This window comes from Myxococcus sp. MxC21-1 (assembly GCF_032612255.1).
Lineage (GTDB): Bacteria > Myxococcota > Myxococcia > Myxococcales > Myxococcaceae > Myxococcus > Myxococcus virescens.
Genome location: NZ_CP123278.1, coordinates 2,709,756 through 2,726,342 on the forward strand (window position 1 = coordinate 2,709,756; position 16,587 = coordinate 2,726,342).

Here is a 16,587-nt window from a genome sequence, read left to right on the forward strand (position 1 = left end):
AGTTCTCCGCGCCAGTGCTCAAGGCGGACGGAAAGGTCATGACGCCGGTGCAGGACAAGACGGTGCGTTCGTCGGACCGGACGTGGTCCCTGGCCCGCGCCAGCGAGCGGCAGGGCCTTCAGCTGGAGGTGACGTCCAAGGACGAGGGCCGGCTGTACCTCGTGCTCAGCAGCGAGGGCGTGCGCTCAGACAGCAAGCCCCGCACGGGCGGTGAGGGCCTGGCGCTCACGCGCACCGGCGCAAGCTGGACGGCACGGTGCTGGCCATGGGGCAGGCCCCGGTGGCGTTGGCGGACCTCGTCTACGTGGAGCTGGAGATTCGCAACACGACGGGCGAGCGCGTGCAGAACATCGCCCTGGTGGACCGGCTGCCGGCGGGCTGGGAAATCGAGAACGCGCGCCTGGGCCGGGGTGGCTCCACGGACTGGGTGGACCCGGCGTCGCTGTGGTCCGCGGACTACGTGAACATCCGCGATGACCGGATGGAGGTCTTCGGCAGCCTGGGGCCTCGCGAGGCGAAGAAGGTCGTCTACGCGGTGCGCGCGGTGACGGCGGGTGCCTTCACCCTGCCGTCGGCGGAGGCGGAGGCCATGTATGACCCGCGCCTGTGGGCGCGTGAGCCGGGCCGGACGATTCAGGTGTCCGGGCCGTGGAAGGACAACCTGCTGTAGCGCGCGGCGCGGGGAGACGCTCCTAGTCGAGCGTCTCCCACAGCGCGTCGAACGCGCGGTTGAAGGGCTGCACCAGCCGCGCGTCGTCGGAGACCAGGACGTTCTCGTGGTTGTACTCGGCGGCCGAGCGCGTCCAGTTGTAGCTGCCCGTCACCAGCCGCAGCCGGTCGAACACGGCGAACTTGTGGTGCATGTGCGCGGACGTCCTGTCCAGGCGGATGGGGATGCCGGCGTCCCCCAGCCGCTCCATGTCGGAGCCCGGGTCCATGGCCTTGTCATCATCACTCACGATTCGCACCCGCACCCCGCGCCGGTGGGCGTCCAGAAGCGCGCGGGTGATGCGGTCATCCGTCACGGTGAAGACGCAGACGTCGATGGAGCCGCGTGCCGACTGGATTTGCTGGACGATGGCGTTGAGCGGCCCTTCGCCCGGAGAGAAGTGCGCCTCCATGCGCGACGTCTGCTCGGACTGGGGCGCGTGCAGCGCCTGCACCGTCTCCTCCAGCCAGGAGATGATTTCCCGGGAGCGCGCGTCCTTCATCGACGCTCGCGCCAGGGCGAAGGCCCGGGAGCGGAAGAGGGTGAGCAGGGCCTCGCCAGCCCGCCGCTCCGCCAGGACGGACTGCAACGCCTGCCGCTCGGTGGGGGTCAGCCGCCGGTCGTCGAGAATGGACGTCAGGATGGCGTCGATTTCAAAGGCATTCATTGCGCGGAGTATATGCCTGGGATTCACCGTCTCATGAGCCGTGCCCGTCGAATCACCCGGAAGCTCTTGTTCGTCGGCCTGGGGTTGCCAGGCCTCGCGGTGGCCGCGTGGGTGGCCGCCTGGCGAGTACCCCTGCCGGCCCGTCTCTTTGCGCCCGCATCGGTGGTGATGGAGTACCGGGACGGCACGCCGGCCCACGTCTTCCTGGCCCCGGACGAGCGCTGGCGCATCCCCACGCAACTGGAGCGCGTGGACCCGGACTATGTCCAGGCCCTGCTGGCCCTGGAGGACAAGCGCTTCTTCCACCACCCGGGCGTGGACCCGCTGGCGGTGCTGCGCGCGGCGACACGCAACCTGTCCACGGGGCGGCGGGTGTCCGGCGCCTCGACCTTGACGATGCAGTTGGTCCGCGTGTTGGAGCCGCGGCCCCGCACCTTCACGTCGAAAGTCATCGAGTCCTTCCGGGCGATGCAGCTGGAGGTGCGGCTGTCCAAGCAGGAGGTGCTCGCGGCCTATCTCCAGTTCGTCCCGTACGGGCGCAACGTCGAAGGCGTGGAGGCGGCCGCGCTGACGTACTTCGGCCACACGGCGGCGAACCTGAGCCCCGCGGAGATTGCCACGCTGCTGGCGGTGCCTCAGAACCCGAACCGGCGCTTCCCCACGGCGCAGAACACGGCCCGGTTGAAGTCGGCGCGGGACGGCGTGGCGCGAAGGCTGCTGGACGTGGAGGCGCTTCCCCGAGGGCCGGAGGCGGCCCGCGTGTCGGCGGAGACGGTGCTGCGCGAGGTGCGCGACACGCCTGTGCCCACGGACCTGAAGCCCTTTCCCCGTGAGGCGCCACACGTGGCGGTGTGGCTGCGCACGCAGCGGCCGGAGCATGCCCGGCTGCGCACCACGCTGGATGCCGGCACGCAGCGGATGGTGGAGCGGTTGATGCGGGACGCGGCGGTGGGCCTGGCGCCGCGAGGCATCTACAACGGGACGGCGGTGGTGGTGGACCGGCAGCAGGCGGAGGTGCTCGCGCTGGTGGGCAACTTCGACTTCTTCGACCAGAAGCACGGCGGGCAGATTATCGGCTTCGCCACGCCGCGCTCGCCGGGCTCGGCGCTCAAGCCCCTGCTGTATGCCATGGGCATCGACCTGGGAATGGTGGGGCCGGAGCAGCTGGTGGCGGACGTGCCCACGGCCTACGGCGGCTATGCGCCGCGCAACTTCGACGGCCGCTTCCAGGGTTTGGTGCGCCTGGAGTACGCGCTGTCCCAGTCGCTCAACATGCCCTTCGTGCGGCTCTTGGAGCGCGTGGGGGTGGAGCGCTTCCTGGGCGCCCTGCAAGCGGCGGGAGTCACGAGCCTGGTGCAGGAGCCCGGGTACTACGGCCTGTCCGCGGCGGTGGGCGGCATCGAGCTGACGCCGCTGGAGCTCGCGGGCGTCTACGTCGCGCTGGCGGGGGATGGACGCGCGCCGCCGCTGCGGCTTCTGCTGGACGAGAAGGCGGCCGCGCCGGTGGAGGTGCTGTCCCCTGGCGCGGCCTGGCTGACGCGCCAGGCGCTGTCGCTGAGGGACCGGCCGGACTTCCCGGCCCGCCGTCGGCTGACGGGCATGCCGGCGCGCGTGCACTGGAAGACAGGGACCAGCTTTGGCCACCGCGACGCGTGGGCGGCGGGCTCGGGGCCGCGGCACACGGCGGTCGTCTGGCTGGGGAACTTCAATCACACGCCCAGCGTGCACCGGTGGGCGCGGACGCGGCGGGGCCGGTGTTGTTCGACATCCTGGAGGGCGTGGGCCCGCGCGGCCTCAACCAGCCGGACGAGAGCGTGAATCCGCCCGATGACCTGGCCGTGGTGGAGGTCTGCGCCTATTCGGGCCACCTGCCGACGGACGCCTGCGTGCAGCGCAAGCACGTCTACGCGCGGCGCTCGGCGGTGCCCACCGCGCGCTGCCCGTACCACCAGCACGTGGAGGTGGATGTGGCCACGGGGCTGTCGGTGGGGCCCATGTGCCGGACGGGGCGGAAGACGGAGACGCGGGTGTATGTGACGTGGCCGGCCACCATCCGCCGCTGGCTGGAGGAGCAGCACCGGCGCCTGCCGGAGCCGCCCGCCGCCGCGCCGGCTGCGAGCCCGGGGGCGCGCGCACGGCCCCGTCCATTGTCTCCCCCGCGCCGGGACATGTGGCCGTGCTGATTCCCGGTGTCCCGGCCTCACAGCAGGAGGTGCCGCTGGAGGCGGAGGCCTCACACGAGCGGGCACTGACGTGGTTCGTGGACGGGGCCCTGCTGGGGACGGCGCGCGCCGATGAGCGCGTGTGGTGGACGCCGTCCGTGGGCTCCCACGAGATTCTCGTCACCGACGACCGGGGACTGAGCGCGAAGCGGACGCTGGAGGTCCGCATGCGGCCCTGAAACGCAGCGCGGCGCCCCCAAGGACAGGAGCGCCGCGCTCAGGAGTGGCTGGCCGCCGCGCTCAGCGCACTTCCCAGCCCCGCGCGCCGCGCTCGTAGCGCTTGCCCGCGCCCAGGTCGCCGTAGAAGAGCAGGTCCTTCACGCCCACCACGGAGCGCCCGTCGAAGAGGCCAATCTCGCCTTGGGCGGGCATCTGGATGCCCAACTGCGCGGCGTTGAGGCGGACGCGCTGCCCCGGGGCCACCGTCAGCGCCGGCAGCACCGCGCCGATGGGGGCACGCACCTGCGTGGGCAGGTGGCCGGGGCTCTGCGCCAGGCTGATGCGCAGCTGCGTCGTCAGCACCATGCCCGCCAGGGACAGGGGCGCCGACGTGCGGTTGCCCACCTCCACCCAACCTTCACGCGGGTGGACGGCCTCCAGCACCAGCGTGGGTTGCTGCTGCGCGAGCCGCTCCAGCTCCTTGAAGATGAAGTTGCGGCGCTCGCGCACGTAGCGCTTCAGGTAGGAGCGGCCTGCGGTGAAGCGGCCGTAGTCCATGAAGGGGTCGTCACGCATGTGCGGGTCGATGAGCGCGTGCAGCTTGTCGATGTGCGCGTCCATCACCTCGCTGGTGAAGAGCTCCTCCATCGCCTTGTCCAGCCGCGCCTCCAGCCGCTCGCGCAGCACGGGGTTCATCACCACGCGGGTGGCCAGGTTGGAGAACACCGGCAGGTAGCCGGGGTACGAGGCCGTCTCCAGCTTGCGCTGCTCGTACATCTTCGCCACCCAGGCGTCGATGAGGGTGAAGCTGAACAGCGGGTGGCGCATGTTGCTGGTGCTCTGGCTCATGTCCTCCACGCTGATGGGGTACCACCAGCGCGAGTCCACGTTGTTGAGGTCCCACGGGACGTAGGACCACTTCGCCACCGCGCGGTCGTAGATGAAGTAGCTCTCCGAGTCCTCCACGTAGTTGTTGGACATGAGCGCGTCCATCACCATGGCGCGCAGGTAGTGCTCCAGCTCGAAGCGCTTCTCCATTTCGCTGACGAACTGGGGCTCGGGTGTGTGGTTGATGGCGCCCACCATCTCCCAGAGCTTGTCGTCCGGCTGGGACTCGTTCGTCTTCTTCGCCCAGTCACCCTGGTACGGCACCTTCACCATCTTGAATTCGCAGTCCTTCCAGCCACACCGGTAGATGGTTCCATCCGTGTCGGCGTAGGCGTGCGCCCGCAGGAAGGCCTTGTTCACCTGCTCGATTTCCAGGAACACGCCCTGGTACACGCCGTTGACGTTGAGCCGCACCAGCGTGCCCTTCGACGCGGGGACGCGCATGGCCTCCAGCAGGTCGAAGGCAATCTTCTCCGCCAGCAGCGTCGCGTCCGCGTACTCGGCCACGAGGTTGAGTGACGTCCTCCCCTCGAAGCGCACGCCGTCCTCGAAGCTCACGTTCCAGCTCTTCTTCGGGAAGAAGCGCGCGGAGGCGCCCCGCAGGCGCACCTGCACGCGGTACGTCGTCCCGTTCGCCTTGAAGAGGCCGTCCTGCTCCGGCGTCCAAGGGTCCGCCTCGAACATCCGCATCGTCTCTTCGGGGATGATGAGCTCGTACTGCGGCACCGACGTCTGCACGGGCGGCATCACAAAGGGCCGCTCCGTCTCCGGCACGGGCGGTGGCGGCTCCGGAGGTGGATCCACCGGCGGCGGGTCGATGGGAGGCGGGTCCACCGGTGGCGGCTGCGTCGGCGGCGGCTCCTCCTCGCCAGGGGGCGTTTGCGGATTCTCCACGCCCGGAGGGTCCTGGAGGAGCGGTGGCCGCTCCGCCTGGAGTCCATCACACGCCCACAGGCTCAGCAGCGGCAGGCACAGCAGCAATCGAGAAGGAGTCATCAACCCCGGCGCAAAGCAACGGTTGTGCCCGCCTCCAGGGCCCCTTTTTGGTGGAGAGCGAACGCTTGAGCCGGCACGCAGGCCCCCACCGTCGCGTGCAAGGGAAACGGATTACCCAACCTGGCTGCTTGTCCCACCCTGGAGGGAATGGGACGCGAAGGGGCCCCTGGCGGGGCAGGCGGCCGGGCGGAACGGGGCCCCTTTCCCCGCGTGGGCTGTGCACGGGGGGCGGCGGCGGTCCTAGCTTCAAGAGAAGAGGGGGCGCGCCGCGTCAGGGAGAGAGGGCCTCATATGGAATCGTGGAACCAGACGTCGTCAGACACCGTGCGTGTCCACACGCCGCTGGTGGTGAACCGGCGCATCGACGAGCACGTGGAGCGCTGCGTCCGATACATGGCGGAGAAGGGGGACCGGGCGGAGATGACGCGCTACCTCGCCCGGCTGGAGCGCGAGTGGGACATCAACCGCGCCCTCGCCGTGGGCACGTCGGCCCTGGGCCTGCTGGGCCTGCTGCTGAGCCGGCGGGACGGCGGACGCTGGTGGGGGCTCACCGCGGTGGCGGGGGCATGCTGCTCCAGCACAGCGTGTCCGGCTTCAGCCCCCTGTCCGAGCTGCTGCGCGTGCTTGGCGTGCGCACCCGCCGGGAAATCGACCTGGAGAAGTTCGCCATCAAGGCGCTGCGCGGCGACTTCGAGCGCATTCCCATGGAGGGCGGGCCCATGGCCCGTGCCAACGCCGCCCTCGTCGCCGCGCAGTCCTGACGCCGCCTCAGCGGCGCGGCGCGGTGTAGCCGCCTCCCAGGGAGGGCATCAGGGCCGGGGACATGGGCGTCGGCGATGGGCCGACGCTCTTCCCGGTGTTCGCCTGGTCGAAGAAGCCATTGAGGCCGGCGATGCCCAGCGAGAAGTTCGTCACCCAGCCCGGGTCCGGCCGGCCGGCAGCGGCGCCGACGTCGAACGGCCGGGCGAAGTGCAGGCGCAGCAGCAGGGGGCCCAGCGCGAGGTTGAACCCGACGACGCCGTTCACCACGCGGTGGTTCCACAGGTCATCCCGGCCCTCGCCGACGCCGCCCGCGTCGATGGCGGCAATCGCTTCCAGGTCGCTGAGGAAGGCCACCCGGATGATGTCGTTGAGCGGCAGCTGCGCCTCCAGCGTGGAGTAGACGTAGTGCCGGCCGAGCAGCCACTGGATGTCGCCGAAGTTCACGCCGCGCAGCGTGTCGAACGAAGACAGGAAGTAGGAGCGCGCGTACCGGCCTCCCAGCGTGGTGCCCAGGCCGCCGCGGATGAAGATGTTGGCGCGGCCGTAGATGGGGAAGTAGCGCTCCGCGTCCACGCGCACGTTGCCGTAGGCCTGGTTGTCGAAGGGCTGCACGCCCACCGTCGTCTCCAGCATGGCCGCGCTGCCCGACAGCGGGCCGGTGGCGTAGTGGTACTTCAGGCTGTCGTAGCCAATCTGCCCGCTCAGCTCCGTCTGGAAGCGGATGGCGCGGTTGCGCGCGTTCCAGGCCGTCAGCAGCTCCCGGTTGGCCGCGTTGCGCTCGGGGAAGAACAGCTCGAACTCCGTGTAGTCGTCCAGGAAGTACCGGGTGCCACCAATGGCCAGGTCGCCCTGCACGAACAGGAAGGTGCTCAGCGGGTAGCGCACGCTGCCGAGCGCGCCGAAGAAGCGCTCACCCGACGTGAAGAATGCATCCTGCGCGCCCTCTTCACCTTCGAAGGTGCGGTCCACGCGGAAGCGCAGGGACTGGAAGATGCCGCCACCCCACGTCGTGCGTGACTTGTCGTTGACGTAGAGCAGGTAGCCGTCCGTCAGGTCGAAGCTGCCGTACACCGCCAGGGTGAGCAGGAACTGGTGGTCCTTCATGCGGTCACTGGCCGCCGCGAACAGCTGGCCCACGAAGCCGCCGCCGCCCGCGCCCGCGAAGCCGAAGAAGGGACCGAACTCCAGGTTCTGCCGGGTGAAGGGTTCGTAGTTCTGCGCGTCCGTGAGGGGCCGCACCGCCAGCGGGTTGGGCGGCTCCGGCGGCGGTTCGGCGGGGACGTCCAGCGACAGCATGCGCGGCGGGCGCAGCACCGCGGGCCGGCGCTCACCGGAGACGTGGAACAGCATCCACAGGCTGCCGTCCGGGCCGGGGCCGGGCTCGAAGACGCCCGTCGTCAGGTCCGTGCGCCGCACGATGCGGCCGTCCTTCGTCAGCTCGTGCAAATCGGAGCTGCTGTTGTTGAAGGCGGTGAAGAAGAGGCGTCCGTCCGCCAGGGCCACCGGGGCCGTGTGGTCCCGCTCCTCGCTGGTGAGACGCTCCACCTGCCGGGGCGCGTCCGGACGCACCCGGAAGAGGTTGAACTGGCGGTGGGACGTCGCGTCCGACGTGAAGACGATGCCCGAGGGCCCCCACGTCACCTCGCGCTCGGAGAACACGTCGTCGGTGAGCTGCAGCGGCGGGGCGTCCGGGCCCGCCTGCAGGTCGATGGCGTAGATGTCCCGAAGACCCGCGTCGTTGATGCCGATGAAGGCCACCCACCGGCCGTCGGGCGAGAAGGCCGGCGAGTATGCGGCGAGCAGCCCGTGCCGGTCGATGCGGTACGCGGTGCGTCCGCCCAGGCTCAGGTCGACCACCAGGCCCACCTCCCGGTCGATGCCGGTCCGGATGGCGTTGCGGCGCACCAGCACGTCCGCGCCGCGCCGCTCCGACTTGTGCGTGTAGTCCTGCACGTAGATGACGTCGCGCCCGGTGATTTCGGCGATGAAGGCCAGCTTGTCGTTCGTCAGCGCGAAGCTGCGTCCGGAGATGGGGTGCAACGACTCCACGCCCGGCACGCCATCACCCGTGACCTTCACCGTCTTGTCCGGCACGCGCGGATCCATGAGGTACAGCCGGCTCTCACCCGTCTCCGGGACGATGGTGCGCAGCCCCAGCACGTTGCCCGACGGGGAAGACGCCATGGCGGTGGTGTAGCCGGGCGCCTTGTCGAGCAGGTCCAGCGCCGGCGCGGACTGCTCAGACGCCAGGTACGTCTTGAAGGCCCGGCGCTTCAGCCAGTTCTCGAACCGCGCGGAGATGCGCTTGGGGTTGTCGCCGGTGAGCCGCTCCAGCAGCTCCTCGAACTTGAGCGACGGTGAATCGCGCGAGCCACCCGACAGCCGCGGCGACTCCTCCAGCACGCGCTGGATGAAACCGGCGCCGTACTCCTCTTCGAGGAAGGACACGCGGACCTGGCCCACCTTGTAGATCCACAGGTAGCCGTAGGGCCCGGGGGAGAAGAAGTCGAGGAAGGCGTAGCCCTTGAAGAGGTCCGGGTTCACCAGCAGGTCCCGCACCAGCATCTCCGCTTCCGGGTCCATGCCGCGCTTGGCGTAGAACTCGGCGAGGCCTTCGATGAACCACAGCGGAATGGCTTGCAGCGGGTCGCCGAACATCTTGGCCTGCTCGGCCACGGTGCGGACCTTTTGGATGGTGAACTGGTGCGCCAGCTCGTGGGTGCTGACCTCCTCGAAGAGGCGGTGGTCGCCCAGGTACGGCAGCGTCAGCTTCAGGTCCTCGCCGGTGCTGGTGAGGCCGAGCGTGCCCTCGGACACGGCGAAGAGGTTGGTCTGCAGGAACTCCTGGTAGCTGCTGTAGAGGATGTACGGGAACGTCTTGGTGGGGACGTACTTGAACTGGTCCACCAGGTACCGGTAGGCCTCCTCGATGAGCGGCGCGGCGCGCTCGGCCACCATGCGCTCTCGCTCATAGAAGTAGAAGCGCACCCCGCCCGACTTGTCCCCCAGCGACTTCGCGTAGGTGTAGTTGAAGCCGCCGTCCGCGCCCGCGAACACCGACTGGCCGCCGCCCAGCACCGTCCCGCCGTCGTCATCGGCGTCGCTGGCCATCAGGTAGGTGGCGCCCGCGTCCTGCTCGCCGCCGTCGGTACCACCGGCCGCGAGCGTGCCGCCATCCGCCGTCCCCGCATCGGCCGCAGCCAGGGCACCGCTGTCCGTCGTCCCCGCATCGGCCGCGGCCAGGGCACCGCCGTCCTCTGCTCCCCCGTCGACGGCCGCCGGCCACTCTCCGGGACGCCCCCGTCTTCACCCGTCGTCAAAGGCGGCACGCCCGCGTCGGGCGCGCCCTCGAGCACCACCGGCGTGCTGCCGGGCAGCCCCGTCTGGGACTGGGGCTCGGACGTGCCTCCCGTGGACTCCGAGGGCGGACCAGTGGGGGCGCCTTCGTGTCGCCCTGGTCCGGCGAGGGGGTGGGCGCGCCCGGGTTGGCGCCGCCTGGACTCTCCGGTGGTTGTTCGTGCGCCGTCCGCTCGGGAGGTTCCGCCAGACCGGTGGCACCTGGTCCGACGAGGATGTCCGTGTGTCGCCACTCGAATTCGTAGCTGTTCACCGCCGTTTTCCCGGGTCTTCGGGGCACGACGTAGAACTGGGCAAGCGCGAGCCCCGGGAAGAGCACGACGAGCAGGGCTGCGGCGAGGGGACGGGGGTTCACTGAAGGCACCTCTGTGGGTGGGGTACCGGCGAGACTACACCTGCTGGGGAGGCTGCCTCCCAGCGGTCCCGGTATACAAGCGCCCCGACGATTTCTTTCCGTTTACTTGACGGGCAGTGGGCATCGCCCCCTCGGAGGCCGGGGGAGCGCGCTGTTTCGTCGGGTGCTGGCGCCGGATGATATGCATGGGGGCATGAAACGCCTCCTCGCACTCACCAGCACCCTGGCGCTCGCCACCGCTTGCGGCAATGACAATCCGTCCGTTCCCAAGGCGGAGTGTCAGGTCGAGGCCATCGATGTGTCGGCCTGCCAGCTTTCAAGCCTCTCCGCCGTACAGCCCGAGGGCATCTGGAACCTCAACATCAACCTCAACGACGGTTCCGGAGCCGCGGCCGCCATGCGGTTGTCGGGAGGGGGCAGCAACACCCAGATGCTGATGGGCCTCGCGGCCACGGAGCGGCAGAGCACCCCGGAGTCGTTCTTCCTGGCCAGCGAGTTCCAGGGCGCCAACAACGTGACGATGCGCTTCGCCGTCGCCGGGTGTTCCTCGTCCGGGCCCGGGCAGATGTCGGGCATCTTCCGGCGTTGCGCCAATGGCACCGCGGACATGAAGGGCACCTTCGAGGCCATCCGGCTGGGCCGTCGCGCGGGTGAAGCGGAGGCATCCGGCGTGGAACTGGTCGGCGAGGTGAAGCTGACCGAGGCCACGGCCACGAATGTCGCGGTGGCCCATGGCCACGCCTACGTGACGGCGGGGGCCAAGGGCCTCATCACCTTCGACCTGAGCGACCCCTCGCAGCCGCGCCAGGTCCGCCAGTACGAGCTGTCCAACGACTACTACACGGACGCGCTGGTGAACGGGAACACGCTCTATGTGGCCAGCCGCCGCAGCGGCATCGCCGTGTTCGACATCACCAACCCGGCGGTACCTGTCCGCCTGCGCTCCGTGCCCGAGTCCGTGGTGGAGGTGAACTCCCTCGCGCTGGCCGGAAACGTCCTGTACGCGGCGTCGCCCGCGCCCAACGCGGAGGTGTACGTCTACGACGTCGCCACGCCCGCGGAGCCGAAGCAGCTCAGGCGGTACTTCGTCGAGGGCGCGGAGCCCCTGGCGGGGGAGGTACCCCTGCACGTCGCGGCGATGGGCGGCCGGCTCTACGTGAGCAACTGGTCCTTCGGAATGACCGTCTCGGACGTCACCACCCCGGCGAACCCGAAGCTGTTGGGCCGCTTCGCCAACGGCATGTCGGCGGCCACGGCGGTCGGCATGGTGGGAGACCGCGTCTACGCATTCGACGCGGGCGAGGACTGGGGCGCGCACCTGAGCGTGCTGGACGTGAGCGCGCCGGCCACGGTGGCCCGGACGGGTGAGTTCCGGACGCGCCCGGAGGTGTCCATCCGCTCGGTGGCGTTCTCCGGGACGAAGGTCTACCTGGCCTATGGTCAGGATGGCTTGCGCATCGTGGACGTGTCCGTCCCCGGCTCGCCCCAGCAGGTGGGTTACTACAACACCTGGCGGGAGACGGATGCGGGCCACGGCGTCGTGTTCCTCGAAGGCCTGAGCAAGGTGCACGTGCCGGGCGACGGATTCGTGTACGCGACGGATTCCTCGCGAGGCCTGCTCATCTTCCGCGAGACGACGGAGTAGGCTGTCTGGATGAGCGACACCCCGACGCGGTCCTGCGGCAGGTGCCAGACGCTTCCTCCCATCGCGGAGGGCGCCGGGCGTCTGTTCCTGTGGAGCCCGGTGGGGCACAGCCAGGGCCGGCTGCTGTCCTACCTCCGGGAGGCGCGGCACGAGGTCCAGGTGCGCGCCGAAGCCCAGTGCGTCGAGGTGTGGGTGCCGGAGGCGGCGCTGTCGTCTCTGGCATCGGACCTGTTGGCCGCGCTCACGCAGGAGGAGGCGCGGGCCACCCGGGCGCTGTTCATGCCGGGGGCGGCGGAGCCCGGGCTGGGTGACTATCCCCGGGTGGGCTCACTCCAGCGGCTCGTCACGCGGACGCGCGCGGGGTGGCTGGTGGATTTGCTCTCCGAGGAGCGGCTCACCACGCACTTCCAGCCCATCGTTCATGCGCGGGACACCCGCTGCATCTTCGCGCACGAGGCGTTGATGCGAGGCCTGGAGCCGGACGGCACGCTGGTGCTGCCCGGACGGATGATGCAGACGGCGCGCGAGGCGGACCTGCTGTTCCAACTGGACCTGGCGGCGCGTACCACGGCCATCCGGCAGGCGGTGAAGCACGGGCTGGACACGCACCTCTTCATCAACTTCACGCCCACGGCCATCTACGACGCCACGTTCTGTCTTCGCTCCACGGTGGAGGCCATCCACGCGGCGGGCATTCCGCCGGAGCGGGTGGTGTTCGAAATCATCGAGACGGACCAGACGGCGGACGCGGAGCATCTGCGCGGCATCGTGGACTTCTACCGCAAGTCGGGTTTCCAGGTGGCGCTGGACGACCTGGGCGCGGGCTTCTCGTCGCTGAACCTCATTCACCGGCTGCGTCCCGACATCATCAAGCTGGACATGGAGCTGGTGCGTGACGTCCACCTGGACCCGTACAAGGGCTCCATCGTGGGGAAGCTCCTGGAGATTGCGCGGACGCTGGGCATCCGCACGGTGGCGGAGGGCATCGAGACGCACGAGGAGCTGCGCTGGGTCCGCGCGCACGGGGTGGACTTCGTGCAGGGCTACCTCATCGCCCGTCCGCAGAGCCCCCCTGTGGGGGCGACGCCGTCGTTCACGGATTGAGCAGGACGTTGCCGGTGGCCTGACGCTCGAGGTTGGCGGCGCGGAGGATGTTCAGCTGGACACCTGCCTCCTGGAGGGCGAGCCGGGCATTGTAGCCGTCGCGGTTGTTGACGAAGTTCCGGGCGAGATTGAGCAGCGCACGCAGGCGCTCCGCGTGGACGACGACAGTGCCCTGGCCGTCCTCCTCCGCGCTGTCACGCAAGTCGACGAAGGCGTTGTCGGCGATATCGAGCGCATTGACGACGTCCAGCTCACCCTGTTCCAGCGCCGTGTCCGCCGCGAGCATCCACTGACTGGCGGTCTGAATCTGGGCCAGCCGGTCCTGTCGCGCCTGCTCCACGTCGACCGCGCGGTCACCGTAGGTGTCCACCTGGAACTGGACGGCCTGGTTCCGCACGGTGAGGTCGGCGTCGCGCTCGTTGAGCTGGGCTTCGAGCTGCTTCATCCGCTCACGCAGTTGTTCCATCTGCTGCGTGGGCGTCGGCTGAGTCGTGTTCTGCGTTCCTGCGCCGCCAGTGCCTATCGGGTTGTTCACGGGCGCTACGGTGGGCGGTGTGCCAATGGGCTCGGAGCGGCCGATGGGTTCCGAGCGGCCAATGGGTTCCGAGCGGCCGATGGGCTCGGAGCCGCCAATGAAGGCCGGCGTCGCGGGGGCAGGGGAGGGGACTGCGCTGGTCGTGCCGGTTCCACTCACGTCCTGCCCCGTCACCCCTGAACCACCTGCACCGTTCGTCGTCCCACCCGTGGTGTCCTGGCCCGTCGAGGTGCCGTCATCCCCCGGCTGCTGTCCGCTCCCACCCATCGCGGCCTGCTCCTGTTGCAGCGCCTCCAGGGGCGAGGGAACCGGCTCGTAGCGCTGCGCGGCCTCCTCGGCGGCGACCTGCCCCGCCATCGGCGGTGGCGCGCCGTCGGGCAGGACGGGCGTCAGCACGAAGTCGCGCGGTGACGCATCCTCCGGAGCCTCATAGACGTAGCCCGCCGGGGGCCTCCGTCCTTCAATCTCTTCCGCCGCCTGCTGGTTCGCGTCCTGGAGCGCCGCTGCGGCCGGGTCCCGGATGGAAGGGTCCTCGGGAGGAATCATGACCGGCGTGTCCGGCAACTGGCCGAGGCCCAACCCTGCAGCGATGGCAATCCAAAGGGGCATGGCGGAAATCTGTCCATCCGTCCGCCCTCGGACACCCCAACTGCCTGTACGGCGCCCGGCGGGCCGCTCGCGGGGCGGGCGTCCCCGAAACTGTCTGCTCAAGCCCTGAAAACACCCAGGGCCGCGCTCCCGGAGGCAGGGGAGCACGGCCCTCGGGCACCTCAGGGCGAGTCGACGGACTCAGAGGCTGATGCGGAGCCCCGCTCCCAGTTGGAACGTCGGCGCGGGGATGGAGAAGGCCGGAATCGGCTGCCCGTCCACGACGAGCCCCTCCGGTACATCAACGGCGAGCCGGAACTCACCGCCGCGCCGTCCGTAGTTCACCGAGCCGTACGCCTCCACCGTGAGATACGTGAGCGCCCGGTGCATCACGTTGAGCCGCGTGGTGAACGAGCGGTCCGACAGGTTGCCCAGTGTGAACAGGTTGAAGGACGTCCGCTCCAGGGGACCAGGCCGGTCCAGGAAGAGGTACGCGGCGCCGTAATGCCGTCCCAGGTAGAGCGGGTTGAAGGCGTCCTTCAGCAGCAGGTACGGATACCCGAACGAGCCGGTGTAGCCCGTGGAGTTGAAGAAGTACTCCACACCCAGCACGGCCAGGTCGTTCTCCCCATAGGGGAAGCTGTAGGTCGCGCCCGCCGTCATCTGCGGCGTGAGCCCCGAGGGAATGTACGCCTCCACCTGGACGCCGTTCTGCGCGATGTCCTCGAGCGTCGTCCCTTCCGGAATGCGGTACAGCGGCCGGTCCGTGCCTTCCTTCAGCGCAACCTCGGCGTAGACGTCCAGCGGCCCCAGCGGTGAGGACACGTCGAGCCCGAAGCGGGGCTTGCGTCCATTCTGCGCCACCGCGCTGGCGCCCAGCTCCGCGGGCCCCAGCAGGACTTCCGCGCGCAGCGCGCCGCCCAGGCGGCCCAGCCGGTTGACCGGGTCGCTGCCGCCGGCCTGCGACGTGGGACTTCCGCTCGGGTCGGTGATGGCGCCCACGTCCGTGCCCAGGTCATCCATGACGAGGATGCCGTACACGTTCCAGCCCTTGGACTCCCAGGGCACGTGCACCTTCAACATGGACACGCCCGTGCGCAGGTCCACGAAGGCCAGCGGGTCCCTCCGCTGGGGCGACAGGAAGTCCGTGGGGTTCCAGATCTGCCCGGTGCCCCACTTCACGTGCTGCTTGCCCACGGTGAAGAACACCGTGCGCTCCAGGTCGAAGCGCAGCCACGCCTGGTCCAGCAGCACGCGCGGGTTCGCCGGGGCGTCCGGCGTGGTCCGGGGCGGGATGGCGGGGTCGTAGTTCAGGCGTCCCACGACGAAGCCACGGATCCGGTCGGACGGGCGCGCGTCGAGGTAGCCGTCCACCAGCGTGGGGGCGGAGAAGGACGTCTGGCGGAGCGAGGTGTTCTCGCTGCCCGCCATGAAGCCGCGCAGGTAGAACTGACCGCCAATCTTCAGCGGATCGTCCACCACGTCCTCGGTGTCGAAGGCGCTCCGGGTCGCAGGGCCGTTCAACACGTCCGCGTCCCGGTCCTCCTCAGGCGCGGTCAGCGGCGGCTGCCGCTCCGTGGCGCCACTGGTGGTGCCAGGGTCCACGTCCGCCGCCGGCGCCGAGCCGTCACCGCCGAAGAGCGCGTCCTCGTCAGGCCGGCCTGAGTCCTCGCCCGCGGGTGCCTCCGTGGGCGTCTCCTCCTGCCCGCCTCCGAAGAGCGCGTCCTCGTCGGGCCGCTCCTCGGACTGGGCCCACGTGGGCGTACCGGTGAGGGCCGCGGACAGCGCCGCGGCCAGGGTGAGCGTGCGCGGGGTCATCGGCTCTTGCTCTCGAGCCACGCCTTGGTGAAGAGGTTGGCTTCCAGCGGACGCAGGTCCACTGTCTTGACGAGGATGGTGGTGGAGTTCCCCTTCTCGATTTCGTCGTAGATGCGCATCTCCTCCGGAATCCAGACGTCGCCCTTCTTGGACTCGCTGAACATCTTCTTCCAGCGGGGGTAGAGCGCCGTGCGCATCTTCCGGCCGGACAGGGCGTATTCCTCCTGCTTGAGGATGTTGCCGGAGACCTTGTCCACCCAGACCTTGAGGACGGGGTAGGCCACGTCCACGCCGGGCTTGACCTTCAGCGTCATCAGGTGGGCCGTGTACTTGCCCAGCTTCGCCTCGCCCTCGTAGGACGGGTCATACTCCTCGGCCAGCCGCGACTCGTCGAAGTCCGCGCGGCGGCTGTCGGTACCGGCGATGCGCTCGCGCTCGGTGCGGCGCTCCCAGCGGCCCACGTTGGGGTCGTAGTTCCAGAGGTTCTTGTCCAGGCGCAGATAACCCTTGCCCGCCTCCGTCTTGGGCTTGGTGAACAGCATCATCAGCTTGTCGTCCTCGTCGCGGCGGTAGACGACCAGCTCGTAGACGAGGTCCGCCTTCCCCTTCTCCTTCTGCTCCAGGTAGACCATCGCCTTGTAGTCGCCGCCGTTTCGCTGGCGGTCGTCGATGGTGGCCAGGAGCTTCACCTGCTCGGCCTGCTCCAGGGCCAGGGCGGCCGGGGCGGACAGCAGCGCCACGGCCAGCGCCGCGGCGGACAGCATGTTCTTGAGGCGCATAGG

General features: G+C 69.7%; 10 protein-coding genes and 1 pseudogene. 5 read left to right on the forward strand and 6 right to left on the reverse strand.

From position 1 onward, the window contains the following. Positions 1 to 265: 265 nt before the first annotated feature. Positions 266 to 670: a hypothetical protein gene (locus QEG98_RS12615; protein ID WP_316566918.1), complete on the forward strand. Its 405-nt coding sequence runs from the start codon at positions 266 to 268 to the stop codon at positions 668 to 670. A gap of 22 nt (positions 671 to 692) precedes the next feature. Here QEG98_RS12615 and QEG98_RS12620 read toward each other — a convergent pair whose 3' ends face one another. Next, entirely contained in the window at positions 693 to 1,376 is a 684-nt protein-coding gene (locus QEG98_RS12620) for a phospholipase D-like domain-containing protein (RefSeq protein ID WP_316566919.1), read from the reverse strand. 12 nt (positions 1,377 to 1,388) lie between these two features. Between QEG98_RS12620 and pbpC the strand changes: the two are divergent. Next, a pseudogene (gene pbpC, locus QEG98_RS12625) lies at positions 1,389 to 3,777 on the forward strand (penicillin-binding protein 1C). 61 nt (positions 3,778 to 3,838) lie between these two features. Here the strand turns inward: pbpC and QEG98_RS12630 are convergent. After that, a complete protein-coding gene (locus tag QEG98_RS12630; RefSeq protein ID WP_410478003.1) occupies positions 3,839 to 5,644 on the reverse strand; it encodes a CotH kinase family protein in 1,806 nt (601 codons plus the stop codon). 563 nt (positions 5,645 to 6,207) lie between these two features. Here QEG98_RS12630 and QEG98_RS12635 point away from each other — a divergent pair. Continuing rightward, positions 6,208 to 6,402 carry a hypothetical protein gene (locus tag QEG98_RS12635; protein ID WP_316566921.1) on the forward strand — a complete coding sequence of 65 codons (195 nt, stop codon included), beginning with the start codon at positions 6,208 to 6,210 and terminating at the stop codon, positions 6,400 to 6,402. A 7-nt stretch (positions 6,403 to 6,409) separates the two neighbouring features. Here the strand turns inward: QEG98_RS12635 and QEG98_RS12640 are convergent, their stop codons facing one another. Continuing rightward, positions 6,410 to 9,514, reverse strand: a complete 3,105-nt coding sequence (locus QEG98_RS12640) for a tolB protein precursor protein (protein WP_410478004.1) — start codon at positions 9,512 to 9,514, stop codon at positions 6,410 to 6,412. Positions 9,515 to 10,308: 794 nt separating this feature from the next. On the opposite strand from QEG98_RS12640, the gene QEG98_RS12645 reads away from it, so the two are divergent. Further along, positions 10,309 to 11,760 carry a hypothetical protein gene (locus tag QEG98_RS12645; RefSeq protein WP_316566922.1) on the forward strand — a complete coding sequence of 484 codons (1,452 nt, stop codon included), beginning with the start codon at positions 10,309 to 10,311 and terminating at the stop codon, positions 11,758 to 11,760. 9 nt (positions 11,761 to 11,769) lie between these two features. Continuing rightward, on the forward strand, positions 11,770 to 12,864 hold the full coding sequence (locus QEG98_RS12650) for an EAL domain-containing protein (RefSeq protein WP_316566923.1): 1,095 nt from the start codon (positions 11,770 to 11,772) through the stop codon (positions 12,862 to 12,864). Here the strand turns inward: QEG98_RS12650 and QEG98_RS12655 are convergent. From QEG98_RS12655 to QEG98_RS12665, 3 genes are all read right to left on the reverse strand, one after another. Further along, positions 12,854 to 14,008, reverse strand: a complete 1,155-nt coding sequence (locus QEG98_RS12655; protein ID WP_316566924.1) for a hypothetical protein — start codon at positions 14,006 to 14,008, stop codon at positions 12,854 to 12,856. The genes QEG98_RS12650 and QEG98_RS12655 overlap by 11 nt on opposite strands. A gap of 180 nt (positions 14,009 to 14,188) precedes the next feature. Then, complete coding sequence (locus QEG98_RS12660; RefSeq protein WP_316567877.1) at positions 14,189 to 15,805, reverse strand: hypothetical protein; 1,617 nt, start codon at positions 15,803 to 15,805, stop codon at positions 14,189 to 14,191. Next, entirely contained in the window at positions 15,802 to 16,584 is a 783-nt protein-coding gene (locus QEG98_RS12665; RefSeq protein WP_090489496.1) for an outer membrane lipoprotein-sorting protein, read from the reverse strand. Before QEG98_RS12665 ends, QEG98_RS12660 begins: the two co-directional genes overlap by 4 nt. Positions 16,585 to 16,587: the final 3 nt, after the last annotated feature.